We start from the raw sequence: 25,301 nt of genomic DNA, 5'->3' as shown, positions 1-25,301 counted from the left end.
AGCGGGATTTATTGCATGTATAAACAAGTAGAACTTAGTTCTCGTTTCTAGCTGCTTTAATTTTGTCAATTTGCGATTGAGTTAGCCTAATTACACTACCTGGATAAGGTCGACCTTGTGGGTAATCCCAGTCTTTAGGTGTAACTTCTTCAGCGAACTCTTCAAATGCTCTACATATTTTGCGCGTTGGTTTTGCGCCCAGTTTTTCCGCGTAAACTTTTAGGTACCGAGGATCAACCCCTTCCTTTTGAAGTAAACAATAAGCTTCTGTTGAGAAAGACTCAGTATCCATTTCAACATGGTCATCCGCAGATGCCATAAAACTTAGTGGTGCTGCCATTAGAACCAAAGCGACTTTGAGTGTCAGTAGGTGTTTTTTCATCGTTATTCCTTAATTATTGTAATTAGTATTGCCGTCAACCTGACGAACTGTTCAAGCATTAACCAATTATAAAAAAAGAACAAGTAATCTTTAAAAAACAATCAACAAAAACTGTAAACACAAACTGTAATCACAAACTACTTGGTTTCAGACTCGCTGATTTTTTCATAAATCATTTTATCTGCACCTTCTAGTTCCCCTCGGCTATGCTTTTCGCACAAACCCGGCCCAACCTTCAAAGAAAACTCACCGAGCTTCAGAGGTTCTCCACAACAAGAACAACTTAATGTTGGCTTGGTTACTTTGCCACAGTTGGTGTGAACGTACTCAATGGGTACGCCATCACAATCTTTCATCCACTTATCACCCCACTGGCCAAGCGCAATGAGTACGGGGTACAAATCCAGCCCTTTTTCCGTTAGTAGATATTCGTAACGATTGTAAGTTTCATCATACAAGTGCTTATAAATTAAGCCTTCTTCAATCAGTCTATTCAATCTGTCTGTCAGTCGATGCTTTGTTATCCCTAACGATTTCTGAATTTCTGAAAAGCGCTTTAAGCCAAAAAATATCTGACGAACGATTAGAAGCGTCCAGCGGTCGCCAAACACAGATGATGCCTTTCCAATGGAACAGGCTTGAGTACTCACTTCTTCCCAACGCATAAATCTGAACACTCCAAATAATCTATTTTTATTATTTTACTTGACAGGTTCCATTTTGCAACCATAATTAGAGTTCCATTATGAAACCATGAATTAATTAAAGTGCATTTATGAAATTGTTTCAGGGCACATTGGGTTCATAAAAGTAAATCGTCGTATCGGAGGATATATGAAATCGTCAACACCACTAAAAATCGCAGCTTTGTTGGTAGGCTTAATGGGAAGCGGTATAACCGCGGCAGAAACACTAAATAGGCTTGAGTTGAAACAACAAGCGTCAGCAATATGTGTTAACGCCATCAATGAAACGTACGGAGATGACGCTGTTACTTTTGTGCGAAAGCGTATTCAATGGCAACCAAATGCCAGCCGTTTACACCATAAAGATGGTATGTCTGCGAGTGTACGATTACTGGCTAAATTAGAGGGAGATCACCTATCTCGCGTAGTCTGTAACGTAGACCAGCATCAACGTATTAGGCTTGTTGCAGAGAGAATAGCAAAAGAGGAAAGCAATGGTTTATTGGCTATTCGCCAGTCGAAAAGTAAAACTAAAAAATTATGATAGAAATAGCGGGTTCACTACGTTTTAGATGGGAGCTAAGTATCAAAAGATATTTAGCTCTCAGTGTCATTAAGTGCTTCAACACGTTTAACAGTATTAGCTAATAATTCTTTGTTCACAAAGAAGTTATTGAAACGGTGAGAGCTACTACTGAGCGTTCCTACTTCACCACACCTAATTTCAAACCAGTTTAGTTTTGCTGCATAGGCTAAATTATAAAAAAACATATCTCCAAACCAATCAGGTGAAAGAGAAATTATTGATGAGTTTTCTTTAAGAAAAATTAAGTTACTCAAGTCACTGCCTAATGTAGAAACAACAATATCAGCTACACTCCAACGTTCAATCTGCTCTTCAAGGTTCTTGTGACCTTGTGTGATGACCGAGAATCCACTTTCTTCTAAACAATCTTCAATAGTAACTTGGTTTTCTATTGCTCTTTTGCTTAGGCGTCGTACAAACAATTTACTAGTAGAGTTCTCTTTAAAGCTTGAGTTAATATTTCTAAGGGCTGCTAATGCCCATGGATAGATAAATGCTTTTATCGGGTCAAATATCGCTCTTTTACCAAGTCGTCGAGAAAACCATTTACTAGTAAAGCTAGCCTCAAAGCATGGTTGAGTATTCTTAAGGGCTGCTAAAGCCCACGGATGGATGAATGCACTTGTCGGGTCAAACAAAAAGTCGAGTATATAGACAGACTTAAAAGCGTAGGTAACCGTAGGATCTACAGGTACCAAGGAATTCCTATTCACACCGTAAATATCCAAGAGCTTTCCACGACTCAAATTAGGATTGCAGAATATTTTAGGAAGAACGATTTTCATTTCAGGAAAATACTTTTGCGCGAAGAGAATTTTAGGAAAATTTTGAATTAAGTGATGACCCCAAGTGCCACCACCTTCGTTATGGATGACTAATACCGATTCGGAAGAATGCTCAAAGGAGACCGTTTTGGAAGACGATTTAAGCTTCTGCTTAGCCCACTTGAGTATTGCGTCATCACTACCTCCCTCCAAGCCACCTATTATAGAGGAGTCAGAATATATATGACTTTCATCGAAAGTTAGGAATGCATCATAAACATAAACATTGTCTAATTTTCTTATGTTTATAGCTGGGAATAAAATCTCTTTGGGTAGCGCGGGACGGGAGAAGTTATCTTTCGCTTTTGAATCTGAAACAAATTCACGAATTGTAGTTGTATCATATTCTTGAACTACCTCACCTAAAACTTCTTGAGGGTTTCCGTAGCTTGGTTCGTTGTGCTTGTTTAATACAGTCAACCTATCCATGTCCATTAAATTTAGTTCCTTATTACGATATTAAAAAAACAATATTCACTTATGTATAAACAACTGCTACCAAGCTATTTGGTGACAGTGTTAGTGAGTTGGCCGAACTACTCCCCTTCTTCAGGTAATCAAATATGAACATGGCCTTTAGCGTAGTCCATCGTTAACACAAAGTGCTTAATATATCCTAGCCTAAAATGCCCTGCTGCTATTGAGACTTCCGATGTGTACCAGAAATGCTCTACTGCTATTCAATAACAATAAACTGCCCTTCTACCGGAAAGCTCAACTAAACGTTTTCCAACGTAGTGGGGCTAAAAACAAAGTCAGGCTCGCGGGTCGACTCTGTTTATATTTTTGAATAAAATTAGTCAGTCTGTGAACGCTGCGCTTGCGATAACCACTGCTGTCGGGCGGCCTCTAATGCCGCACTATCTGGAGTTTCACTACCTGAAAGTGCAACGGCAATTTGTTCAATTATGGCGTCACGTTTTTTTATAAGCGCATCGGTACGGGCAAACAAATCTTTGGCTTCTGGATATTGCGCTTTAAGGCTTTCTACTTCTTCTAATGCATAATAACGCGCTTCAAACGCGTCGTTATACAGCTGGCGCTTTGCATTAAAAATTAAGTACTCTTTGGCTGCTTTAGATTGCAAATAGCGAATATCTTGCGCTGACAAGTTAGCCGCTTGCGCTACCTGTAGTGCCTGCTCTACCCACTCATTGATCGCTGATTCGTTATTTTGCTCTACCGCCAATTTAACACCTTGTTGCAAGTCGCTGGCATGCAAAATTTCCATTACCGTAATAAGTGGTACTTCAGCGGCTTGTTCATCTCGTGTGTTGGCCTCATATGACAAGTAGATAAACCAACCGGCAAGTGTAATGGCAATAAAAATGAGTACAACAAGTGCTTTTTTCACACTTCCCTCCAAAGGTAACGCAGGATTGTATCGGCGTGAATACGCCTAAAAACAGACACAAAACGAAAAGAGCGAGAAGGCCTCGCTCTTTATCATATTGTAACGACCAATATGTTATTGGTCGATAGGTGCAGAGTTTTCCACTCGGCTTTTCAATTTTTGACCTGGGCGGAATGTCACCACACGGCGTGCTTTGATAGGAATGTCTTCACCGGTTTTAGGGTTACGGCCAGGACGTTCATTTTTATCACGCAGGTCAAAGTTGCCAAAACCTGACAGTTTTACTTGCTCACCAGATTCCAGAGCGCTTTTAATTTCTTCAAAAAAAAGCTCTACCAGATCTTTTGCATCACGCTTGTTGATGCCTAATTTCTCGAATAGGTGTTCAGCCATCTCGGCTTTGGTCAATGCCATAGTTTACTCTCTTAACGCGGCCCCAAACTCAGATTCCAGACCTTTAACCACAGTATCTACAGCTTGCTGAATTTCAGCTTCTTCTAAGGTTTTATCCGGATCTTGTAAATGTAGTGACAATGCAAGGCTCTTGTAACCAGGTTCAATTCCCTTGCCTTTGTACTCATCGAACAAGTTTAGAGCAACTAGTTGATTTACGCCAATTTTTTCTATGTAAGAAAGTATATTTCCTACACGCACTTCATCCTTTACCGTAATTGCGATATCACGGCGATTCGACGGGAAGCGCGATACCGGTACTGCCGACGGTAGTTTGCGCTCAACAATGGCGTCAACCACCAACTCGAACACAAATACGCGACCGTTAACACCCAACAATTTAGTAAATTGTGGATGTATAGCACCAATATAGCCAACTTCTTCATCATTAAGCAAAATTTTTGCAGTCATACCAGGATGCAACGCGCTATGCTCGCCTGTTACGAACTGGAACTCACCGGCTTTACCAGTAAGAGCCAACAGAGCCTCAACGTCAGCTTTTGCATCAAAGAAATCGACTGGGCTGTCACCCATGTCCCAATGTTCTTCGTTACGACGCCCTGCTACTACACCACCAATTACGTGTTGTTGCAATACACCATTTGGCGCATCTTGTTGAGGAATAAAGCGTAATCCTGTTTCAAACAAGCGTACACGCTGTTGCTGACGCTTCTGATTGTAAGCTGTTGCACCTAATAATCCAGGCCATAAACTTACGCGCATTACCGACATATCAGCAGAAATTGGGTGTGGTAATACCATACCGGCAACGTCTGGAAATAACGCATTTTGCACTTTAGGGTCAACAAATGAATAAGTAATCGCTTCGTTATATCCACGGCTAAGCAGCAACGACTTCATTGTGTCTAACGGAAGTTTTGCTTCTTGCGAAGGCAACATCGCCAACGTTGCTGTAGGCGCTACGTTTGGAATATTGTTGTAACCGTAAACTCGAGCAATTTCTTCAATTAAATCTTCTTCAATTGCGATATCAAAACGGTAGCTTGGTGCATTAGCTTCCCAGCCAGCGTCGGTTTGCGTAACGTCTAAACCTAAACGGTTAAGCATTTCCGTTACTTTCGTATCATCAATACTGATACCAAGTACACGGGCAAGACGTTCACGGCGTAATGTTACTGTAGCTTGCTTAGGTAACTTATCTTCAGCTACAGCTTCAACCACAGGGCCTGCTTCACCACCACAAATTTCAAGAACTAATGCGGTTGCACGCTCCATGGCTTTGCGTTGAAGTTGTGGGTCAACACCACGCTCGTAACGATGCGATGCATCTGTGTGCAATCCATATTGACGCGCTTTACCCATAATGGCATCGCGGCTGAAAAACGCACTTTCTAGCAAAATGTCTTGTGTTTCTTCAGTCACACCAGAGTGAAGACCACCGAAAATACCCGCCATGGCTAGTGCTTTGTTGTCATCGGCGATAACCAGCGTATTGCTTTGCAATTTCGCTTCGGTTTCATCAAGTAACGTAAGTGCTTCACCTTCGTTAGCCATACGCACATTAATATTGCCTTCGATGCTGGCAAGGTTAAACGCGTGCATTGGCTGACCAAGCTCAAGTAATACAAAGTTGGTCACATCAACAATAGGGTCGATACTGCGAATACCACAACGGCGTAGCTTTTCTACTAACCATAGTGGTGACGCCGCTTTTACATTAACACCTTTAACCACACGCCCTAAGTAACGCGGGCACGCATCGTCTGCGCTTAATGTAATGGTTAGCTTGTCGTCAATAGTTGCCTCAACCGCGTCAACCTGTGGTTCACATACGTCTAGGTTGTTCAGTACACCAACTTCGCGAGCAATACCGCGAATACCCAAGCAATCTGCACGGTTTGGTGTTAAATCAACTTCAATGGCATTGTCGTCAAGGCCAAGGTATTCACGAATATCAACACCAATTGGCGCATCGGCAGGTAGCTCGATAATACCGTCGTGATCATCGCTAATACCTAGCTCAGAGAAACTACACAACATACCAAAAGAAGGCTCGCCACGTAGTTTCGCTTTCTTAATTTTAAAGTCGCCAGGCAGTACTGCACCAACAACAGCAACAGCTACTTTAATACCCAAGCGGCAGTTTGGCGCACCACATACGATGTCGAGTAGCTCATCACCGCCTACATTAATTTTTGTCACGCGAAGTTTATCGGCGTTAGGATGCTGACCGCACTCTACCACTTCACCTACTAGCACGCCTTTAAAGTCACCTGCTACTGGTTCAACGCCGTCTACTTCTAGGCCAGCCATGCTCAACTGTTCAGACAACTCATGTGCCGACAGCGACGGGTTAACCCACTCTCTTAACCATTTTTCACTGAATTTCATGTGTACTCTCTGCCTTAGTTGAACTGCTTAAGGAAACGAAGATCGTTTTCAAAGAACGCGCGTAAGTCGTTAACACCATAACGCAGCATGGTTAAACGCTCTACGCCCATACCAAAGGCAAAACCAGTGTATTCTTCTGGGTCAATTCCAACCGCTTTAAGTACATTCGGGTGTACCATTCCGCAACCCAATACTTCTAGCCACTGACCGTTTTTACCCATTACATCTACTTCAGCTGAAGGCTCAGTGAAAGGGAAGTAAGAAGGACGGAAACGAATTTCAAGTGACTCTTCAAAGAAATGATGCAAGAAATCATGCAAAATTCCCTTAAGATCAGTAAAACTAACGTTTTTATCTACCATCAAGCCTTCTACCTGATGGAACATTGGCGTGTGCGTTTGATCGTAGTCGTTACGATAAACACGACCCGGAGAGATAATGCGCAATGGTGGCTTTTCTGCTTCCATTGTACGAATTTGCACACCTGAAGTTTGGGTGCGAAGCATCATATCTGGGTTGAAATAGAACGTATCGTGATCGGCACGTGCTGGGTGATTCGCAGGAATATTCAGCGCGTCGAAATTGTGGAAACCATCTTCAATTTCAGGGCCGGTCTTCACCGAAAAGCCCAACTCACCGAAGAAAGATTCGATGCGCGCTATAGTGCGGCTAACAGGGTGTAAATTACCCGGCTTCTCGGTACGACCTGGTAAAGTAACGTCAACAGATTCTTCAGCAAGCTTTTTGTTTAGCTCAGCCGTGCGCAACAATTCGCCTTTTGCCGAGATGGCTTGCTGAATAGTTTGCTTTGCAACGTTAATCTTTTGTCCCGCGGCTGGACGTTCTTCGTTAGATAACTTTCCTAGCCCTTTAAGTAAGTCGGTTAATTTACCTTTCTTACCCATGAATTCGACCCTGACTTGGTCTAGTGTGGCTGCATCTTGTGCAGCGTCAATCTGGCTCTGTGCCTGATTGATAATAGCGTCAAGCTCCATGTTTTCCTCAATTTACATGATGACTGCATGGCCAAAGCATAGGGAGAATTATTCTGTGCGCTAAGGCTTGCCTGAAATAAAGGCAGTAGTTTACACGACTGACTAATATAAGGGCTACCCTAGATAACTGATATTGACAAATTTTCTTGTAAAAGATGGTATTTAATACCAGTCCGCATAGAAGTTTACCCACTCTGAGAGGGTAGACTCCTATACGGATTGGTATAAAAGACGTTGTCTAAGCGTTTGAAGAAAATAGAGACGAGAAAACGAAAAAAGGCGAGCATCCTGCTCGCCTTTTTCCGAAAGAACTTAAACTTAATTAGTTAATAATTAAGCTAATGCGCCTTTAGCCGCTTCGACTAGTGCGCTGAAAGCTGCTTTGTCATGTACTGCGATGTCGGCAAGGATCTTACGATCGATTTCAACAGACGCTTTCTTCAGACCGTTGATGAAACGGCTGTATGACATACCATTTTGACGTGCAGCAGCGTTGATACGTGCAATCCACAATTGACGGAATTGACGCTTGCGCTGACGACGGTCACGGTAAGCATATTGACCAGCTTTAGTTACGGCTTGTACCGCTACGCGATAAACACGTGAACGAGCACCGTAATAACCTTTTGCCTGCTTGAGGACTTTTTTGTGACGAGCACGTGCGATAGTGCCGCGTTTTACTCTAGCCATTAATCAGTCTCCTAAGTCTTATACGTAAGGCAACATGCGCTGAACCAATTTGGTATCAGAATCATGAACCAGTTTCTTGCCACGAAGGTGACGTTTACGCTTAGAGCTCTTCTTAGTCAAAATGTGACGTAAGTGAGACTGTTTGCTTTTAAAGCGGCCAGAACCCGTTTTCTTAAAACGCTTGGCGGCACCGCTTACAGTTTTCATTTTAGGCATTGCTAAAACTCCGCATTGTTTAATATCGGTACTTTTGGTGTGCAGTCACCTGATACCGGTTAATATTTGCAGCAAGGTGTTTCAGGGTGCAGATTCCTGAAAACTTTAGACCATTACTACTTCTTATTTGGGGCTAGCACCATGATCATCTGACGGCCTTCCACACGACGTGGGAAAGACTCGCAAGTAGCGACGTCTTCTAAATCGGTTTTAACGCGATTTAGCAAGTCGATACCGATGTCTTGGTGCGCCATTTCACGACCGCGGAAGCGGATCGTAACTTTGGCTTTATCACCACCTTCAAGAAAGCGACGCAGGTTGCGCAGTTTGACCTGGTAATCGCCTTCATCAGTGCCAGGGCGAAATTTAATCTCCTTGACCTGAATTTGCTTCTGTTTTTTCTTCTGCTCTTTTTGAGCTTTACTTTTTTCGAAGAGGAATTTGCCATAGTCCATAACTTTACAGACTGGCGGCTCGGCATTCGGACTGATTTCTACTAGGTCTAGGCCCGCTTCTTCCGCGTTTCGGGTAGCTTCCGCAAGTGTCACTACACCAACCTGTTCACCGTCTTTGCCAATTAATCGTACTTCTCTGGCTTTAATCTCATCGTTAATGCGGGCTTTGTCGCCCTGAGCCTTGTTGTTAGCGCCTTTAATGTGCTATTCCTCCAAACATTTAATTCTTTTGTCTGCTTTTGGGTCGTTCAATAAGAACCGAAATATTTACCAAAAGCAGACACCTGTTGTGCATTATACACAATTTGCTCAACTACTTAATGGTCTTTTCATCAACTTCTTGTTGAGCCATGGCAATAAAGTCTTCCAGGCGCATTTTGCCTAGGTCGTCTCCACGACGAGAACGCACAGCAACTTCGCCGGCTTCCATTTCTTTATCGCCTACTACGAGCATATATGGAATACGCTTCAAAGTATGCTCGCGGATTTTAAAGCCGATCTTCTCATTTCGCAAGTCAGACTTTGCTCTAAAACCTAAATTTTGCAGTTTTTTTACACAATCTGCGGCATATTCAGCTTGTTTGTCTGTGATGTTCATCACAACAACCTGCTGAGGAGCCAACCACAGTGGGTAAAAACCAGCAAATTCTTCGGTCAAAATACCAATGAAACGCTCTAGTGAACCCAAAATAGCGCGGTGAATCATTACCGGCACTTTACGCTCGCCATCTTCAGCAACATATGTAGAACCAAGACGACCTGGCATTGAGAAGTCAAGCTGAACCGTACCACACTGCCATGCGCGATCTAAACAGTCATGCAACGTGAATTCAATTTTAGGACCATAGAACGCACCTTCACCTGGCTGATATTCAAATTCAATATCGTTGGCTTTCAGTGCATCGGCTAATGCCGCTTCTGATTTATCCCAAATTTCATCAGCACCTACACGTTGCTCTGGGCGTGTTGATAGTTTAACCGCAATTTTATCGAAGCCAAATGCTGCATACGTTTCATAAACCATCTTAATACAGCCGCTTACCTCAGCAAGGATTTGCTCTTCTGTACAAAAGATGTGTGCATCATCTTGAGTAAAACCACGCACGCGCATTAGACCGTGTAGTGCGCCCGAAGGCTCATTACGGTGACAACAACCAAACTCAGCCATACGCAATGGTAAATCGCGGTAAGACTTCAAACCTTGGTTAAAAATTTGAACGTGCCCTGGGCAGTTCATTGGCTTAACCGCATATTCACGCTTTTCAGACTCAGTGGTGAACATGTTTTCAGCATATTTGTCCCAGTGACCTGACTTCTCCCACAAAGTGCGGTCCATCATTAATGGGCCTTTCACTTCGTCGTAGCCATAGTCGCGCAACTTTTTGCGAATGAAACTTTCAAGTTCAGTATAGATAGACCAGCCGTCGTTGTGCCAGAACACCATGCCCGGTGCTTCTTCTTGCCAATGCCACAAGTTCAATGCTTTACCAATTTTGCGGTGGTCGCGCTTTTCCGCTTCTTCTAAACGTTGTAAGTACGACTTAAGCTGTTTCTTGTCAGCCCATGCTGTACCGTAAATGCGCTGAAGCATTTTGTTGTCGCTATCGCCACGCCAGTAAGCACCCGCCACTTTCATTAGTTTGAAATGGTGACAGAACTTCATATTAGGCACGTGAGGACCACGACACATATCAGTGTATTCTTCGTGATGATATAACGCCGGACGGTCGTCTTGGCTAATGTTCTCATCAAGAATTTCAATTTTATACGACTCACCGCGAGCGTCGAACGCATCACGCGCTTCTTGCCAACTTACCTTTTTCTTTACTACGTCGTAGTTAGTTTTAGCCAGTTCAAGCATGCGCTTTTCAAGTTTGGCCAGGTCGTCCTGGGTTAGGCTCTCTTCCATATCAACATCGTAATAGAAACCATTGTCGATAACAGGGCCAATCGCCATTTTGGTATTTGGCCACAATTGCTTAATAGCATGACCTAATAAGTGCGCGCAGCTGTGACGAAGAATTTCTAATCCGTCTTCATCTTTTGCGGTGATAATTTGAAGTTGTGCATCAGCATCGATGATATCTACTGCATCGACGAGTTCACCATTCACCTTTCCTGCAATGGTTGCTTTGGCTAAACCAGGGCCAATGTCATTTGCAACGTCTAATACAGAAACAGGGTTATCGAAAGCGCGCTGGCTTCCATCTGGAAGTGTAATTACTGGCATGTGTGTTCCTTTACAGTGGTGACGCCCACTCTGCGCCACTTGCATTTTCAAAAAATAAAGCGCCTTACACAGTGCGCTTTACAAAGTATGCTTTTTTATCTCGCGCAAACATTAAGGGATGACGCTAAATAAAACCGCAGTGAATAAATAAAGAAGAGCGATTATAGCGACTGTACTATCAACTTCAATGGGCAAACACGCTTTGTCAGAAGATTCCTTTAATGCACGTTATATTTGATGAAAAAACACCCTACGCCATGATGTTGTGCAATTCTTAAAATTTGCTCCATACTTCAGTGAGAATGTTGTTTTTAGCGCTTGCTAGCCAAACATATTAAATAGGTCATACAAGCACCATATGAAATAACGTTCAAGAAAACCGTGGCGTTTTTGTTAGCGCGAGGAGCGTGTGATATGTGGCATTTTATTAGCGAACATATTTCAGACCAAACTGGCCAGTTTTTTAGCTGCCAGCGCAAAGAAACCATAAGTGGTGGTGACACCCATGAAAGCTATGTGATCAAAGACACAACCCGCCGCTATTTTGTTAAAACCCGCCAATATGACGACACACAACAACTCTCGCATGAAGCCGAAGGCTTGAAAGCCATAGAGGACACACAAACCATTAATGTTCCCAAAGTGATTTGCCATGGCATCACACCTACTGGCGAACCGCGAATAGAATACTTGGTGCTCTCGTGTATTCGCTTTGTTGAGCCTACACAGGCCGACTACACCCTGTTAGGGCAACAACTTGCTGCGCTACACAATATTAATGCCTACACCAGTTATGGCTGGCCTCACGATAATTACATTGGTGCCAATGTGCAAACCAACGGCAGAATGGCATCGTGGGCCGACTTTTTCGCTGAAAAGCGCATTGGCAGCATGCTGGAACGATTGGCATCATGCGGTCAATGGCGTAACGATGACGGAAACATCGACGACATCGTCACCTTGTGCAGACATGTTTTAAGTTTGCATCAGCCTCATGCATCACTACTGCATGGCGACTTGTGGGCAGGTAACGCTGGCTTTTGCAAAAAAGGCCCGGTTTTGTTCGACCCCGCCATTTATGTAGGTGACAGAGAAACCGATTTAGCCATGGCAGAATTGTTTGGCGGTTTTCCTTCTGCGTTCTTTGATGGCTATCAAGAAACTTCACCAATAGAAAAAAACTTACGCACAAAGAAAACCAATTTACCAGCTTTACCATATTTTAAATCACGGGTTATTATTCGGCGCACATTATATTGCCCAAGCAAAACAAATTATTAGCACAATTACGCCGCTATAACGCTTATTATTTAACAGCGTCAATTAAGATAAAAAACACAAAAAAGAGTAGTTTAGAATATGGAAACCACAGCCCCGGTTGCATTTATTACGGGCGCAGCAAAGCGCATTGGCGCAACATTAGCCAAGCAACTTCATCAGCAAGGTTATAATGTCCTCATACACTACGGTGCTTCAAAACATGAAGCACAAGCACTCGCTCTTGAACTGAACATGCAACGCGCACATTCAGCACACATACTTCAAGCAAACCTGTGTGATATGGGTGAAATCGACGTATTGGCAAAAGAAGCACTAGAGGTGTGGGGAAAAGTAGATATTCTGGTAAACAACGCATCCAGCTTTTATCCAACTCCCGTGGGAAGTATTGATGAGAAAGATTGGCATTCATTGGTTGGAAGTAACCTTAAAGGGCCGCTATTTCTATCACAAGCCCTTGCGCCAGCCCTTATTAAAAGCAAAGGCTGTATTATCAACATGGTTGATATGCATATTGACCGTCCGTTGCCAAACCACACCGTTTATTTACTGGCAAAAACAGGGTTAGCATCGTTAACCCAATCTTTAGCTGTCGAATTAGCGCCACATGTAAGGGTTAATGCCATAGCACCTGGTGCTATTCTTTGGCCAGAAAGAGCTATGAGTGAAAAAGACAAACAAACGTTGATCGACAGTATTCCATTGGGTGCGCTAGGTTCACCTGATGATATTGCGCAAGCCCTTTTATTTTTAGTGTCGGCCAGTTACGTCACCGGCAATACGATTTATGTTGACGGTGGACGCCGACTGCATTCAAACGCGTCGGCATAACTTGGCTTGAAATGGCTTAGCTTGGTTTGGATAGGCTTAGCTTGGATAGGCTTGCTTGGGAAATTATAAATAGCACAGTGAACATAATGAGAACCTGTTGTCCGTTATCAATACGCCTGTTTTTACTGGCGATACCACTTGTTTTAAGTGGCTGCTTTTCTGGCAGTCAACTAGAAGTAAGCTTAGATGACTACACATCTCGTTTAGCTTATGTGCTTGATACTGATTTACCTCAGCCCCAAAAACACGTGCTACCACCGCTAGCAAGCACCGACACACTTATTCACCACATTGCGCCAGTTAATATAAATCTACGCGAGTTTCACGCTTTAAATGGTTGTGAATTAAACCGCCTGGTGGCACTGAGAAATACGTCGTTAGGTAAGAGTCAACTGCCATCTCAACGCTTGGTGTATGAAAGCCAAGTCGTTGCTGAACTTACATCCTGTAAAAACTCAGTCGCAACAAGCAACCCAGAATTAGCGAATAAGTTAGCACAGTGGGCTGCACTAAAAGCCCAAGACTTCACGCTCACTTGGGCTAATGTTATTCAAACAAGCCAAGAGCTTCGCTTGGCGTTGAATACACCGGAAAACCTGTTGTCTGCCGAGAACAATAAAGATGCCCTTGCCAGTATTAATAGTTTGTATTTTCTCAATACTGTTTTACCGCCTAATACCAACGATGTTAGAAACCCCGTTGATAGCAAAGAACTTGAAACACAATTACACATTATTCGCTCTGCGCGATTACCCGCAACCTTATGGTTAACCCAGCAAACCTTATATAAGTCGCTAAGCGAATTAAACTTAACACTACCAGCCCACCTTGATGCCATAAGCTGCCCAGAGGGCCGCGCTAGTGAGCAAGCCAAAATACTGCGAAATGTGTTTTACTTGTTCTTTATAAAGGAAATACAACCCATTGGTAGTGTGGTGAACCAGTATCACTACAAGCTTGCACCGCTGTGGGATGATTGGATGGAAAGAGAAAGCCTACGCGCACAATTTAGGACTTACATACGCCAAAATTCTGAAGAAGGGTTTAAGCACTATCAAGATGCCATGACCACGCATGTTGAAATGTGGCAGCAGTTTTTGAAACGCTGTAGTTTATCCCCTGTCGCACCAAGTTGAAATTTCGATTTTTGTAGTATTTTTTATGGCATTTACTGTGAAATCTACCTTAACTTCATTATCGATATTACTGATTACTGATATTGCTAAGCAATGACCAAGTACGAGCCTAAACCGACGGTAAACAAAAAGCTGCCCCACAATGTATGTTCAATTACAACCACAGGCATTGAATTGGTTTGCATGTAACGATAACCAAAAACAGCGCCCCCGCACCATGTAATTAATACCGCAAACCAATTTCCATACACCAAGTGTGCAAACCCAAATACAAAAGTACTTAGCGCCCAGCGCGCATTCTTAGAAGGCAAAATACGCTTATAGCGATGGAAGAAGTAAGTACGAAAGATGATCTCTTGCGGAATAACCGAAATAACGGGGTAAAGCATCAACGTCATCACCCACATCCACGGGTCATTCAACGGCCACTGTAAAAAGCGCTCTGGTGCAATAACATAAACGACGCTAGCGATAATAGCAGCGCAAGGTACAAAGCACTTAAAGGCACTTTTAATGTGTGTTTTATTGTTATTCCACAACCACAGTTTATTCCGCTGAAACTGGGTGTCGGTTAACAGTATTGCCAAGCAATACACGCCTATAGCAGCTAGAATAACCAACAGCATATCTGCCACTTGATGTACCCAATAAAATACTGCCAAAGGAAGTATGACAAACAACAACACCATTTCTGACCACAGCCGCGCCACTTACGCCCCCTTTTACATCCTTTAGCAACCTTACATTTCAACTTAATGACATTTTTATTAAAGTGTAGCGGATTACATGTAAAACAGGCGCGTTTTTGTATTGTGCTTTGGTATTAGACTGGCGTCGGTGATGTATAAAATCGCTATAAATCGCGTTTGTATTTGTACAATGTGTGGTAGTCGTGGAATAATCGCAGCAAGTAATTAAGGCGGTATGTATGGCAAAAAAGAGCAGCCCGAATGACGTTTTACAGCAAATTGAAAAGCACTACGCATCATTATCGCCGTCAGGTAAAGCTATTGCGCACTATCTCCAGCAAAACCCTATTGCGGTCTTAAGCCAATCTACATCTCTTATTGCTGAGAAAACAGCTACATCCAAAGCCACGGTGAGCCGATTTTTCCGACAGCTTGGTTTTGACTCGCATCAGCAAGCAAAAGACACACACGTACAATTACGTGAGCAAGGAGTGCCCGTTGTTAGTGCGTCCAGCAATACTCAGCAACTTGAGAGCGAAATAAAGAATTTGTCACATACCTTTGAAGGTATGTCGATGGATGTGCTCAAAGAAGTTGCGTCACTGCTGGCAAAAGCCAACCAAATCACCCTGATTGGATTTCGCAATGCCTACCCTATCGCCTTACACTTTCGACAACAGTTAAAACAAATTCGCACATCTATTCGTTTGCTTCCTCAACCGGGGCAAACACTGAGTGAAGACATTATCGACCTTGGCGAAAACGACCTTGTGGTGCTGTTTGGTTTCAGACGCAGAACAAGGCAGTTCAAATTTGTACTCAATAGTATCAAGCATTGCAAAACTGTGCTTATCACCGACCCTACCGGACAAATTTACCGAGACCAAGTGAACCATTTGTTGGTATGCCACATTGGTAGTGAATCTCCTTTTGACAGTTATGCCGCACCAATGAGCTTAGTGGCGTCACTGTGTAATCTTACCTACGAAGAACTAGGCGAAGAAGCTGCGAAACGGGTTGAAGCTATTACCGACGTTTACATTCAAATGGACGAATTAGAAAGCCCAAGACGTTAATGTTTTCAGTTAGTCACTTCTGTCATCATTTATTAAACATTGCTGTAAAGCGGCAAAATCTATAAGCCCACAAACATAACCACAAACAAATTAAGCAACAAAAAGTAACAAACGTTTCTCTTGACATAGTGATGAAACAATTGTTTCATAGAGAATAAGAAAAATAACAATGATCATGCGCTGTGAATTCACCTTTTGTTTTAACGTCGTCAATTCCAACAAATAACGCAAACGCAAATAATGTAACAAGTCAAAGCGATACGCTTGCGAATTTAGGGTTGGCGGTAAAAGACCTTTTTCACGTTGCGGGGCTTCCAACCGCTGCGGGCAACCCAGATTGGCTGGCTACCCATACGTTGCCTACGCAAACCAATAGTACGGTTGAAAAATTGCTCTTGGCAGGTGCGGTATTCAAAGGCAAGACCATCACCGATGAAATGGCCTACAGCTTACATGGTCAAAACAAGCACTATGCGCCCTTGGTAAACCCTGTCGCGCCAGCACATATTGCCGGCGGTTCATCATCGGGCTCAGCCGTTGCAGTAAGTGCGCATTTGGCTGATATTGGTCTTGGCACAGATACTGGTGGCTCAATTCGTGTACCAGCGAGCTATCAGGGTTTGTGGGGGCTGAGGACTACACACGGTGCTGTACCTTGTGACAACATGGTGGCACTGGCACCATCGTTTGATACCGTTGGTTGGATGACCCGTGATCTAGACACACTGATAAAAGTAAGTCAGGTAGTCATTGATAAGCAAACTCAAACAAGCCTGACTGGACAAGCGGGCTTAACACTCCAGCAACAGCATGGTGAAAACAATACAGATTTAGCCACGTTGAAGTTTGGCGTTGCAAAGCAACTGTTTCATTCAGTAGCCCATGCTTCGCAGTGCTTCAAATGGATAGAACAACTAAGCAAGCGCACTGCACAAAACACGGTCAATCCAGTAGCACTTGATGCAGAAGAATTACAAACGGCTGCCACTTTTCGTATTTTACAAGGTGCTGAAATATGGCAGCAACACGGTTCATGGATATCAGAACAAAAGCCTGATATCGCCGACGATATAATGTTGCGATTAAATTGGTGTAAAACGATTACACAAGAAGATATACACCAAGCGAAACAGCAACAGCAGGTGGTAATAGATTATATCAATGCGCTTTTTAACGACATCGATGTATTAGTTATTCCCACTACACCGGGAGTCGCACCTCGTTGTGACGCCGATGAAACAACCTTGGCAAATGACAGGAATACATTGCTAGCACTTACTGCAATTGCAGGGCTAGCCGGTTTACCTCAGCTGCATTTGCCATTATTTACCCTACACAATGCCCCATGCGGTTTATCAATTGTGGGCAAAAAAGGCAGTGATCTTGCACTACTTTCACTGGCGCAAGAACTCGTAAAATAACAATCTTGCCGATTGAAGGTGCAACCTTTGTAATTCTCTATACAAATCGCACCATCACTGCCACACAGCAAAGGATAGAACAATGAGTGAACAACCCAATATTGCGTTTACCGCTCCCCATTTCGCCGCGTCGCAAGTCGGTTTAGATATACTTGAAAAAGGCGGAACAGCCATTGAAGCCATGGTCGCAGCTGCGGCTTCTATTGCCGTTGAATACCCGCACATGAATGGCTTAGGCGGTGATGGCTTTTGGTTAATCAGTGAGCCCGGTAAAGCACCTATAGGTATTGATGCATCAGGCGTAGCAGCACAAGGTGCCACCCCTGGTTTTTATGAAGGTTTAGATGCTATTCCCAGTCGTGGCGGCAAAGCTGCACTAACCATTGCTGGCGCGGTAGCTGGCTGGCAGGCCGCGCTCGACATAAGCGCTCAATGGCAAGCGCCGTTACCACTTCGCACACTGCTAGATACAGCAATAAGTCAGGCAAACTGGGGAATAGAAGTTACCCAAAGCCTTGTTGATGCCAGTAATAAAACTTTTGATGACCTTGCCGATGATCCGCATTTCTCGCCGTTTTTAATTAAAGGCAAAGCGCTTAAGAAAGGCAAAATATTGAAGCTTACCCAGTTGTCACAAACGTTGTCACATTTAGCAGACAAAGGATTGGATGATTTCTACCACGGTGAACTTGCCGAAAAACTTGCCTTTGATTTAGAAGCTGCTGGTTCGCCTATTCGTTTGGCCGACTTTCACAGCTATAAAGCGAAATATGTAACCCCATTAACGGTTACCACCAGCAAAGGTAAGTTGTACAATTTGCCAGCACCAACACAAGGTGTAGCGTCACTCATTATTTTGGCGCTGTACGACAAAGTACAGCATTTAGGTAGTACCGATGCAGACATGGTGCATTTACTGATTGAGTGTACCAAGCAAGCGTTTATCGCAAGAAATGCCAATGTTACTGATCCGTCGCGAACGCCGGTCGATTTGCAAAGCTTACTCAGTGACGATGCACTTAATGAAATGGTGCAGCATATCGCATTAGACACTGCACAACCATGGCCTCATGTTGCCAAACCTGGCGACACCATTTGGATGGGATGCTGTGACAGCGAAGGTCGTATGGTTAGCTACATACAGTCGCTTTACTGGGAATTTGGCTCAGGTGTGGTTAGCCCTCAAACTGGTATTGTATGGAATAACCGTGGAACGTCGTTCTCGCTAGACCCGAATAGCCAACAGTATCTAGCGCCCGGTTTAAAGCCATTTCATACCCTCAACCCAGCATTTGCAGAGTTGTCAGATGGCCGCAGAATGAGCTATGGCACCATGGGTGGCGAAGGGCAACCACAAACACAAGCAGCACTGTTTGCCCGTCATGTCTATCACAACCAACCTATCGACAAGGCCATTGCATTAGGTCGCTGGCTTTTAGGACGGACATGGGGTGATGAAAGTCACAACTTAAAGGCAGAGCGCGACCTTGTGGAATACGTGGGTGAAAGCTTACTTGCCCGTGGCCACGATATGGTTACTGTCGATCCTTGCAATGAATTGATGGGCCATGCTGGCGCCATTATTCGCGAAACCGATGGCATTGTCAGCGGTGCCAGTGATCCTCGCAGCGATGGCAAAGCCTTTACCGGTCATATCTAGCGCACAAAACGCGTAAAAAGTAGAAAAAGAAAGTAATAAAGCGGCGTTCAAGTGGCGTTTACACATGCCACAAGCCGCCAATCAATTCACGTTGAAGAGAAGAATTATCAATGCAATTTTTAATGGATAACTTAACGGTCATATTGTCGTTAATTGGCACCGGAGTGTTTGCTGGGCTACTAGCCGGTATGCTTGGCGTGGGCGGAGGTATAGTCATCGTACCCGTCCTATTCTTTCTATTTCAGGCTCTTGGGGTTTCTCCTGAAAGTGCAATGGTCATTGCCACAGCAACTTCACTCGCCACTATTGTACCCACATCGGTAAGCTCAATTAGGGCCCACAACAAAAAAGGCAATGTAGATTTTGATTTACTTAAGGCCTGGGCGGTATTCATTCTCATTGGCGTACTTGCGGGTAGTTATTTGGTTACGCAGGTTAACCCAACATTCCTTACTTTGCTGTTTGGCATTATTGCCACCTTGTCTGCACTTAACATGCTAATAGGTAAAAAGGACGCACTATTCCAAGGCCTTCCTGGTCGTGGCGGTCAGTCTATTATGGCAACCTGTATTGGGCTATTTAGTTCTATGGTAGGTATAGGTGGCGGTACACTTACCGTACCCACACTCACCTTTTGCAACTATCCTGCACACAAGGCCGTAGGTACTGCGGCAGCGGTTGGCCTCATCATCTCACTGCCTGCGGCTATTACCTTACTGTTTGCAGGTGCTACTCCAACCGACGCCCCTTTTGCTACATACGGTTACGTTAACTTGCTTGGCTTCGCTTGTATTGTGCCATTGACTGTGTTGTTCGCCCCTATTGGCGCAACTATCGCAAGCAAACTTGATGCAGGTTTACTGAAAAAAATCTTCGCTGTTGTTCTCATCATTACTGGCTTGCGCATGTTAGCGCAGGTTCTTATCTAGGAGCTTATTCATGCAACATTTATCACCTTTGTCTCCACCGCCGCGTTTGCTAATGGGCCCCGGCCCAATCAACTGCTACCCAAGGGTATTGTCGGCGATGGCCACTCAACTGGTAGGCCAATACGACCCAGTAATGACAGGTTACATGAATGATGTGATGGCGTTATACCGCGATGTGTTTAACACCAAAAACCAACAAACATTTCTAGTTGACGGTACCTCAAGAGCCGGCATTGAGGCGGTATTGGTATCGGCAATTGAACCAGGTGACAAAGTACTGGTTCCCATTTTTGGTCGTTTCGGCCACCTGCTTGCTGAAATTGCTGAACGGGCCGACGCAGAAGTGCATACTATTGAAGTGCCGTGGGGAGAAGTATTTACGCCTGAACAAATTGAAGAAGCCATTAAAGAAGTAAAACCAAAACTTCTGGCAATTGTACAGGGTGATACATCAACCACCATGCTACAGCCGCTTGCCGGTATTGGTGACATTTGTGAAAAACACGATGTCTTGTTTTACTGCGATGCCACTGCGTCAGTGGGAGGCAACGCGCTAGACGTAGATGCATGGAAACTTGATGCGGTATCTGTGGGTTTACAAAAGTGTTTGGGCGGCCCTTCAGGCAGCGCACCTATTACATTAAGTGATAAATTCGTAAAAACCGTTCGCACCCGACATCATGTTGAAGCCGGAATTCGCGATGCGCATCACGAATCAGCGCGAGGCCCTAAAATTTGTTCTAACTATTTCGATTTACCTATGATCATGGATTATTGGGGTGAAGAACGTTTAAACCACCATACCGAAGCAGCAAGCATGCTTTTCTGCGCAAGAGAATGTGCGCGGGTTCATTTGGAAGAAGGTCAACAGCAAGTAATAGCGCGTCATAAGGTTGCTGGCGATGCCATGCTGGCGGGTATACAAGCCATGGGGCTACAACCGTTTGGCGACCTGAAACACAAAATGAATAACGTAGTGGGTGTTTATATTCCTGATGGCGTAGAAGGAGAGCAAGTACGCGAAACCTTACTACTTCGTTTCAACATCGAAATTGGTACCAGCTTTGGCCCGCTAAAAGGAAAAATTTGGCGCATTGGTACGATGGGCTATAACGCTCGCGAAGACGCAGTTTTGCATACCCTACAGTCACTTGAAACCGTACTTCGAATGCAAGGTTTTTCAGTCAATGTGGGTAAAGGCGTAGATGCTGCCCTTACGGTATACAACGACCATGCAAATGATTCAGCATCAGGAGCTGTGAATGGGTGAGTTCAGCGAACTTGCTACGCAAGTAATGGCCCGCTGTGAGACCTTGGGTAGCCTTAGCCAAGACCCACATTGTTTGGACAGGCGTTACCTTACCGAACAACACAAGTTGGCGAATCAGTTAACCTCGGGCTGGATGATTGAAGCCGGCATGACAACTTGGCAGGATGCCGTGGGTAACATTTGGGGGCGTTATACCTCTAGTGTACCCAATGCACCTAGGCTTATTCTTGGCAGCCATTTAGATACTGTACCCAATGGCGGAAAATATGACGGCATGTTGGGTGTAGTAGCGGCAATATCTCTAGTTGCTATGTTTGATGGCACACGCACAAAATTCCCCTTTCACATAGACATCGTTGGTTTTTGTGATGAGGAAGGCACCCGATTTGGAACAACCTTATTAGGTAGTCGCGCACTTACTGGGCAATGGCAGGAAAACTGGCGATACCTAAAAGATGCCAATGGCATTAGCCTTGAGCAAGCCATGAATAATTTTGGCTTGAGCTTTGACGATATTGCCAGTGCCAGCATCGCCCGCACCGATATTTTGGGTTATTTAGAACTGCATATTGAACAAGGCCCAGTGCTTGAGCAAGAAGACTTACCTGTGGGTGTGGTTAGTGCCATTGCCGGTGCTAAGCGTTATAACATGACCGTAGAGGGCATGGCTGGTCACGCAGGAACCGTTCCGATGTCGATGCGATACGATGCTCTAAGTTGTGCATCAGAAATGATTTTGGCCGTGGAGCACATTAGCCAACATCGCCCTGGTGTAGTAGCAACGGTGGGCAAAATAGAAAATGCGCCCAACGGCGTGAATGTGATATCGGGCCGCACGTTATTCTCATTAGATATTCGAAGTGAAGATGACGAACTTCGCGACAAGGCGCTTTCAGAAATTATCGATAGCTTCAATGCAATTGCAGCAAGGCGTCAATTGAAACTCAGTATTGAACAAACCCACAGTGCCCCTGCCGTAAAATGCAATGAGCATTTAAAACAAGCCCTTGTTAAGGGCGTTGAAGCGTCAGGAATTAACCCGAGAATACTCGCATCAGGTGCAGGACACGATGCCATGGCAATGGCTGATATTTGTCCGGTAGCTATGTTATTCACACGGTGCAAAGGTGGTATAAGCCATCATCCAGCAGAATCTATTACTGAATATGATGTTGCCGTCAGCCTATCTGCGCTTTACAACACCATTAGTAATTTACAGCACGCTTAGTGCGATTTTTGGGTATATAACCTGCTTAGCATTCTTGATATCAGTAATCTTTTCAAAATACGTACAGGCAATCAAGCATTGTAAGAAGACAATCAAATAGCGGAAACGGAAATGAAAATAACGCGAATATACAATGACAAAGAAGGTAAAAGTCACTTTGGAGAAGTGGAGATTTCATTAAAAGACGGTGGACCAATAGGTTTATTATCTGAAAAGTTTGGGGCAGATAAAATTATTTTTAGAGAAACGCCTGCCGACTATGATTTCAAATGGCACCCTGCCCCTGCTCGTCAGCTATTATTTATTATAAAAGGCCGTGCTGAATTCACCGTTTCCAATGGCGAACGTCACGTATTTGGTGCTGGAGATGTCTTGCTGCTAGAAGATACCGAAGGCGAAGGTCATTGCTCTAAAGCTATGTACAACGAAGTAAGGCATTCTATTTTTGTTACCTTAGATAAAGACACGGTGTTATAGACGTTAATTGTGAGCCTGATAGTGTGCACTGAAGCTTATTTCGCTTATGCTAGTTCGACCAAACTAATATCAACTAAGCAAGAATCCACACAGCTTGCTTCAACTACGCGGTTTGGACAAAGCGGTTGAACATATACAAGCGCACTAAACAGGCTCATTTTGCACTCTATAGGTGCACACATAGTTTCATGCATTGAAAATCACTATCCCTTTCAAATTTACAACATACAAATCAGTAAGTTAAATACCTTTCGCACAATGACCAACTGGTCAATATATTGCAACAGCTGTTTACGATAACCATGCAATCTTTTTATGCGCATACTTTGCGATGCATTCAACTATTAGGTCTTTTATGAAAAGCAGTGACTTACTTTACGGTTTACATGACAAACCCGCTACGCTGCCCTCTTTTACCGCTGCGGTACAGCATCTTCTTGCCAGTTTTGTTGGCGTGATCACGCCAACGTTAATTATCACTTCAACGCTAGAACTAACCCAGTACACAGCATATTTAATCAGTATGGCGCTATTTGTTAGCGGCATTGGAACAGCCATTCAAACAAAGCGCATAGGCAATATTGGTAGCGGTCTTGTGGCTATACAAGGTACCAGTTTTGCTTTTATCAGCGCGCTCATTCTTGCGGGTGAAAAAGTAAAGAGCAACGGCGGTACACCAGAAGACGTTTTAGCATTACTTTTTGGCTTAACCATGGCGGGGGCTTTAGTTGAAGTGGTATTCAGCTTTTTCGTAACACACCTTAAGCGCATCATCACTCCATTAACCACTGGCATTGTTATAACGGCCATTGGTTTGTCATTGATTAATGTTGGTATGACTGACTTAGCAGGCGGCTTTCACGCCAGTGATTTTGCCAACACCGACAACTTACTGGTTGGCGTTAGCGTGCTGCTTATCATTGTCTTCCTTAACGCTTCAAACAACCATTGGCTGCGTTTAAGCGCTATTTTTATCGGTATGATCATTGGTACTTTGTATGTCACACTCACCCAAGGCCTAAGCTTTTCTCATTTATCAGCATTACCTGTTATTGCTTTCCCTACTCCTTTTGCCTTTGGCATCGACTTTGACCTTAGCTTGTTTTTGCCCATTGCACTCATCTACCTTTTTAGCGCTATCGAGACAGCGGGTGACCTTACTGCTAACAGTTTGTTCTGCAAACAACCGGTAAGTGGCCCAGTCTATTTGTCACGTATTCGCGGTGGCATTTTGGGCGATGGGGTCAATTCATTAATTGCCGGCGTATTTAATACTTTCCCCAACACCACTTTTGGACAAAACAATGGCGTTATCCAACTTACCGGCATAGCCAGCAGAAAAGTAGGTCTTTTTGTTGCCGGACTATTTGTCTTTATTGGTTGCTTCCCAGTAGTAGGCGGTGTTCTACAAGCTATTCCTAAGCCTGTTTTGGGCGGTGCAACCTTAGTCATGTTCGCCATGGTTGCGGTTGGCGGTTTAAAGCTTCTTGCAAGTTATGCACTAGATAGACGCAGTAGCTTAATAACCGCGTGTTCATTGGGTATGGCGATTGGTGTGATGATGGTTCCTGAGGCGCTAGCGCAATTGCCATTGTGGCTACAAAACATTTTGCTTTCCCCTGTCACATCGGCGGGCTTGACTGCGGTGCTACTAGACTTAACCCTTCCTCAACAACAAAGCATCAAAAATGCGCAAGAACCAAACAAAGAAAAGAATGAATACGGTGCACAACATGCCACACCTCACCGCGTTACACCTTTAAATTAGCGCCTGTTTACCTTTGTTCATAAATAGGCTCTAGTAACAATTCCTCATCAAAAATGGCGTCTTTTAATTGAAGACGCTTTATCAATTCAAAGTCTTTCATTTTAGTGCAGAAAAACGTTATTTTTCACCAAATTAGTGCAACTTAGAACACACCTCACGCCATTAACACAAAAATAACATCCCCTTTGTATTAACATTATAAAAAAACTATATATTTCATTTAGTTACAGAACAAGAAAAAAGCTGACCAACTGGACAAGACGTTGGCACTTTTCCTGCTTTTAGCAAAGCGCAAGAATTTACTGCGTATATAAA

24 protein-coding genes and 1 pseudogene are annotated in these 25,301 nt (G+C 43.8%); 13 read left to right on the top strand and 12 right to left on the bottom strand.

Annotated features, from left to right (window positions below; genetic code table 11):
• Positions 1-34 precede the first annotated feature (34 nt).
• Together EYR97_RS12615 and EYR97_RS12610 are read right to left on the bottom strand one after the other, a co-directional pair.
• Positions 35-382, bottom strand: a complete 348-nt coding sequence (locus tag EYR97_RS12615; protein ID WP_131094154.1) for a hypothetical protein — start codon at positions 380-382, stop codon at positions 35-37.
• A gap of 137 nt (positions 383-519) precedes the next feature.
• Entirely contained in the window at positions 520-1,047 is a 528-nt protein-coding gene (locus EYR97_RS12610) for a helix-turn-helix domain-containing protein (RefSeq protein WP_131094153.1), read from the bottom strand.
• Positions 1,048-1,216: 169 nt separating this feature from the next.
• On the opposite strand from EYR97_RS12610, the gene EYR97_RS12605 reads away from it, so the two are divergent.
• Entirely contained in the window at positions 1,217-1,612 is a 396-nt protein-coding gene (locus tag EYR97_RS12605; RefSeq protein ID WP_131094152.1) for a hypothetical protein, read from the top strand.
• Positions 1,613-1,665: 53 nt separating this feature from the next.
• Here the strand turns inward: EYR97_RS12605 and EYR97_RS12600 are convergent, their stop codons facing one another.
• From EYR97_RS12600 to thrS, 9 genes are all read right to left on the bottom strand, one after another.
• On the bottom strand, positions 1,666-2,913 hold the full coding sequence (locus EYR97_RS12600) for a DUF563 domain-containing protein (protein ID WP_131094151.1): 1,248 nt from the start codon (positions 2,911-2,913) through the stop codon (positions 1,666-1,668).
• A gap of 361 nt (positions 2,914-3,274) precedes the next feature.
• A complete protein-coding gene (locus EYR97_RS12595) occupies positions 3,275-3,832 on the bottom strand; it encodes a hypothetical protein (protein ID WP_131094150.1) in 558 nt (185 codons plus the stop codon).
• A gap of 114 nt (positions 3,833-3,946) precedes the next feature.
• A complete protein-coding gene (ihfA, locus tag EYR97_RS12590; RefSeq protein WP_131094149.1) occupies positions 3,947-4,246 on the bottom strand; it encodes an integration host factor subunit alpha in 300 nt (99 codons plus the stop codon).
• 3 nt (positions 4,247-4,249) lie between these two features.
• Entirely contained in the window at positions 4,250-6,637 is a 2,388-nt protein-coding gene (pheT, locus tag EYR97_RS12585) for a phenylalanine--tRNA ligase subunit beta (RefSeq protein WP_131094148.1), read from the bottom strand.
• Positions 6,638-6,651: 14 nt separating this feature from the next.
• Positions 6,652-7,632: a phenylalanine--tRNA ligase subunit alpha gene (gene pheS / locus EYR97_RS12580; protein WP_131094147.1), complete on the bottom strand. Its 981-nt coding sequence runs from the start codon at positions 7,630-7,632 to the stop codon at positions 6,652-6,654.
• Between the two features lie 333 nt (positions 7,633-7,965).
• On the bottom strand, positions 7,966-8,322 hold the full coding sequence (gene rplT / locus EYR97_RS12575) for a 50S ribosomal protein L20 (protein WP_012518092.1): 357 nt from the start codon (positions 8,320-8,322) through the stop codon (positions 7,966-7,968).
• Positions 8,323-8,340: 18 nt separating this feature from the next.
• Positions 8,341-8,538, bottom strand: a complete 198-nt coding sequence (gene rpmI, locus EYR97_RS12570) for a 50S ribosomal protein L35 (RefSeq protein WP_012518091.1) — start codon at positions 8,536-8,538, stop codon at positions 8,341-8,343.
• 116 nt (positions 8,539-8,654) lie between these two features.
• Positions 8,655-9,194 carry a translation initiation factor IF-3 gene (gene infC, locus EYR97_RS12565; protein WP_131094146.1) on the bottom strand — a complete coding sequence of 180 codons (540 nt, stop codon included), beginning with the start codon at positions 9,192-9,194 and terminating at the stop codon, positions 8,655-8,657.
• A 112-nt stretch (positions 9,195-9,306) separates the two neighbouring features.
• A complete protein-coding gene (thrS, locus tag EYR97_RS12560; RefSeq protein WP_131094145.1) occupies positions 9,307-11,223 on the bottom strand; it encodes a threonine--tRNA ligase in 1,917 nt (638 codons plus the stop codon).
• Between the two features lie 414 nt (positions 11,224-11,637).
• Here thrS and EYR97_RS12555 point away from each other — a divergent pair.
• The 4 genes and pseudogenes from EYR97_RS12555 to EYR97_RS12545 all read left to right on the top strand — a co-directional run.
• Positions 11,638-12,360, top strand: a pseudogene (locus EYR97_RS12555) (fructosamine kinase family protein); the annotation flags it as partial.
• A 64-nt stretch (positions 12,361-12,424) separates the two neighbouring features.
• Positions 12,425-12,523, top strand: coding sequence for a fructosamine kinase family protein (locus tag EYR97_RS22715; protein ID WP_404840969.1), 99 nt, complete (start codon positions 12,425-12,427; stop codon positions 12,521-12,523).
• A gap of 59 nt (positions 12,524-12,582) precedes the next feature.
• Positions 12,583-13,332: a pteridine reductase gene (locus tag EYR97_RS12550; protein ID WP_131094144.1), complete on the top strand. Its 750-nt coding sequence runs from the start codon at positions 12,583-12,585 to the stop codon at positions 13,330-13,332.
• 86 nt (positions 13,333-13,418) lie between these two features.
• The gene (locus tag EYR97_RS12545) at positions 13,419-14,468 is read left to right on the top strand and encodes a DUF3080 family protein (protein WP_131094143.1); all 1,050 of its coding nucleotides are present in this window, start codon (positions 13,419-13,421) and stop codon (positions 14,466-14,468) included.
• A gap of 86 nt (positions 14,469-14,554) precedes the next feature.
• Here EYR97_RS12545 and EYR97_RS12540 read toward each other — a convergent pair whose 3' ends face one another.
• Positions 14,555-15,178, bottom strand: coding sequence for a CPBP family intramembrane glutamic endopeptidase (locus EYR97_RS12540; RefSeq protein WP_131094142.1), 624 nt, complete (start codon positions 15,176-15,178; stop codon positions 14,555-14,557).
• Between the two features lie 218 nt (positions 15,179-15,396).
• Between EYR97_RS12540 and EYR97_RS12535 the strand changes: the two genes are divergently transcribed.
• The 8 genes from EYR97_RS12535 to EYR97_RS12500 all read left to right on the top strand — a co-directional run bounded on the left by EYR97_RS12535 (position 15,397) and on the right by EYR97_RS12500 (position 24,986).
• Entirely contained in the window at positions 15,397-16,233 is an 837-nt protein-coding gene (locus EYR97_RS12535) for a MurR/RpiR family transcriptional regulator (protein WP_131094141.1), read from the top strand.
• A 212-nt stretch (positions 16,234-16,445) separates the two neighbouring features.
• Positions 16,446-17,654, top strand: a complete 1,209-nt coding sequence (locus EYR97_RS12530) for an amidase (RefSeq protein ID WP_307722614.1) — start codon at positions 16,446-16,448, stop codon at positions 17,652-17,654.
• Positions 17,655-17,736: 82 nt separating this feature from the next.
• Positions 17,737-19,314 (top strand): gamma-glutamyltransferase family protein, encoded by a 1,578-nt coding sequence (locus tag EYR97_RS12525; protein WP_131094139.1) that lies wholly within the window; start codon positions 17,737-17,739, stop codon positions 19,312-19,314.
• 110 nt (positions 19,315-19,424) lie between these two features.
• Entirely contained in the window at positions 19,425-20,243 is an 819-nt protein-coding gene (locus tag EYR97_RS12520) for a sulfite exporter TauE/SafE family protein (protein WP_131094138.1), read from the top strand.
• A gap of 10 nt (positions 20,244-20,253) precedes the next feature.
• Positions 20,254-21,513, top strand: coding sequence for an alanine--glyoxylate aminotransferase family protein (locus EYR97_RS12515; RefSeq protein WP_131094137.1), 1,260 nt, complete (start codon positions 20,254-20,256; stop codon positions 21,511-21,513).
• Positions 21,506-22,741, top strand: a complete 1,236-nt coding sequence (locus EYR97_RS12510) for an allantoate amidohydrolase (RefSeq protein WP_131094136.1) — start codon at positions 21,506-21,508, stop codon at positions 22,739-22,741. The genes EYR97_RS12515 and EYR97_RS12510 overlap by 8 nt, the downstream gene beginning before the upstream one ends.
• Positions 22,742-22,852: 111 nt before the next feature.
• A complete protein-coding gene (locus EYR97_RS12505; protein WP_131094135.1) occupies positions 22,853-23,218 on the top strand; it encodes an AraC family ligand binding domain-containing protein in 366 nt (121 codons plus the stop codon).
• Between the two features lie 355 nt (positions 23,219-23,573).
• A complete protein-coding gene (locus EYR97_RS12500) occupies positions 23,574-24,986 on the top strand; it encodes a uracil-xanthine permease family protein (protein ID WP_131094134.1) in 1,413 nt (470 codons plus the stop codon).
• Positions 24,987-25,301 lie beyond the last annotated feature (315 nt).

The sequence above is a fragment of the Alteromonas sp. KUL42 genome, from assembly GCF_006538325.1.
In the GTDB taxonomy this organism is placed as follows: domain Bacteria; phylum Pseudomonadota; class Gammaproteobacteria; order Enterobacterales; family Alteromonadaceae; genus Alteromonas.
This window is presented reverse-complemented; position numbering and strand designations above follow the sequence as displayed.

Excerpts from the sequence above, each read along its gene's own strand:
- ihfA (WP_131094149.1), bottom strand. The coding sequence starts at position 4,246 with ATGGCATTGACCAAAGCCGAGATGGCTGAACACCTATTCGAGAAATTA.
- EYR97_RS12515 (WP_131094137.1), top strand. The coding sequence starts at position 20,254 with ATGCAACATTTATCACCTTTGTCTCCACCGCCGCGTTTGCTAATGGGC.
- thrS (WP_131094145.1), bottom strand. The coding sequence starts at position 11,223 with ATGCCAGTAATTACACTTCCAGATGGAAGCCAGCGCGCTTTCGATAAC.
- EYR97_RS12510 (WP_131094136.1), top strand. The coding sequence starts at position 21,506 with ATGGGTGAGTTCAGCGAACTTGCTACGCAAGTAATGGCCCGCTGTGAG.
- EYR97_RS12550 (WP_131094144.1), top strand. The coding sequence starts at position 12,583 with ATGGAAACCACAGCCCCGGTTGCATTTATTACGGGCGCAGCAAAGCGC.
- rplT (WP_012518092.1), bottom strand. The coding sequence starts at position 8,322 with ATGGCTAGAGTAAAACGCGGCACTATCGCACGTGCTCGTCACAAAAAA.
- pheS (WP_131094147.1), bottom strand. The coding sequence starts at position 7,632 with ATGGAGCTTGACGCTATTATCAATCAGGCACAGAGCCAGATTGACGCT.
- EYR97_RS12600 (WP_131094151.1), bottom strand. The coding sequence starts at position 2,913 with ATGGACATGGATAGGTTGACTGTATTAAACAAGCACAACGAACCAAGC.
- EYR97_RS12615 (WP_131094154.1), bottom strand. The coding sequence starts at position 382 with ATGAAAAAACACCTACTGACACTCAAAGTCGCTTTGGTTCTAATGGCA.
- pheT (WP_131094148.1), bottom strand. The coding sequence starts at position 6,637 with ATGAAATTCAGTGAAAAATGGTTAAGAGAGTGGGTTAACCCGTCGCTG.
- EYR97_RS12525 (WP_131094139.1), top strand. The coding sequence starts at position 17,737 with ATGAGTGAACAACCCAATATTGCGTTTACCGCTCCCCATTTCGCCGCG.
- EYR97_RS12520 (WP_131094138.1), top strand. The coding sequence starts at position 19,425 with ATGCAATTTTTAATGGATAACTTAACGGTCATATTGTCGTTAATTGGC.
- EYR97_RS12545 (WP_131094143.1), top strand. The coding sequence starts at position 13,419 with ATGAGAACCTGTTGTCCGTTATCAATACGCCTGTTTTTACTGGCGATA.
- EYR97_RS12605 (WP_131094152.1), top strand. The coding sequence starts at position 1,217 with ATGAAATCGTCAACACCACTAAAAATCGCAGCTTTGTTGGTAGGCTTA.
- EYR97_RS12500 (WP_131094134.1), top strand. The coding sequence starts at position 23,574 with ATGAAAAGCAGTGACTTACTTTACGGTTTACATGACAAACCCGCTACG.
- EYR97_RS12610 (WP_131094153.1), bottom strand. The coding sequence starts at position 1,047 with ATGCGTTGGGAAGAAGTGAGTACTCAAGCCTGTTCCATTGGAAAGGCA.
- EYR97_RS12535 (WP_131094141.1), top strand. The coding sequence starts at position 15,397 with ATGGCAAAAAAGAGCAGCCCGAATGACGTTTTACAGCAAATTGAAAAG.
- EYR97_RS12505 (WP_131094135.1), top strand. The coding sequence starts at position 22,853 with ATGAAAATAACGCGAATATACAATGACAAAGAAGGTAAAAGTCACTTT.
- rpmI (WP_012518091.1), bottom strand. The coding sequence starts at position 8,538 with ATGCCTAAAATGAAAACTGTAAGCGGTGCCGCCAAGCGTTTTAAGAAA.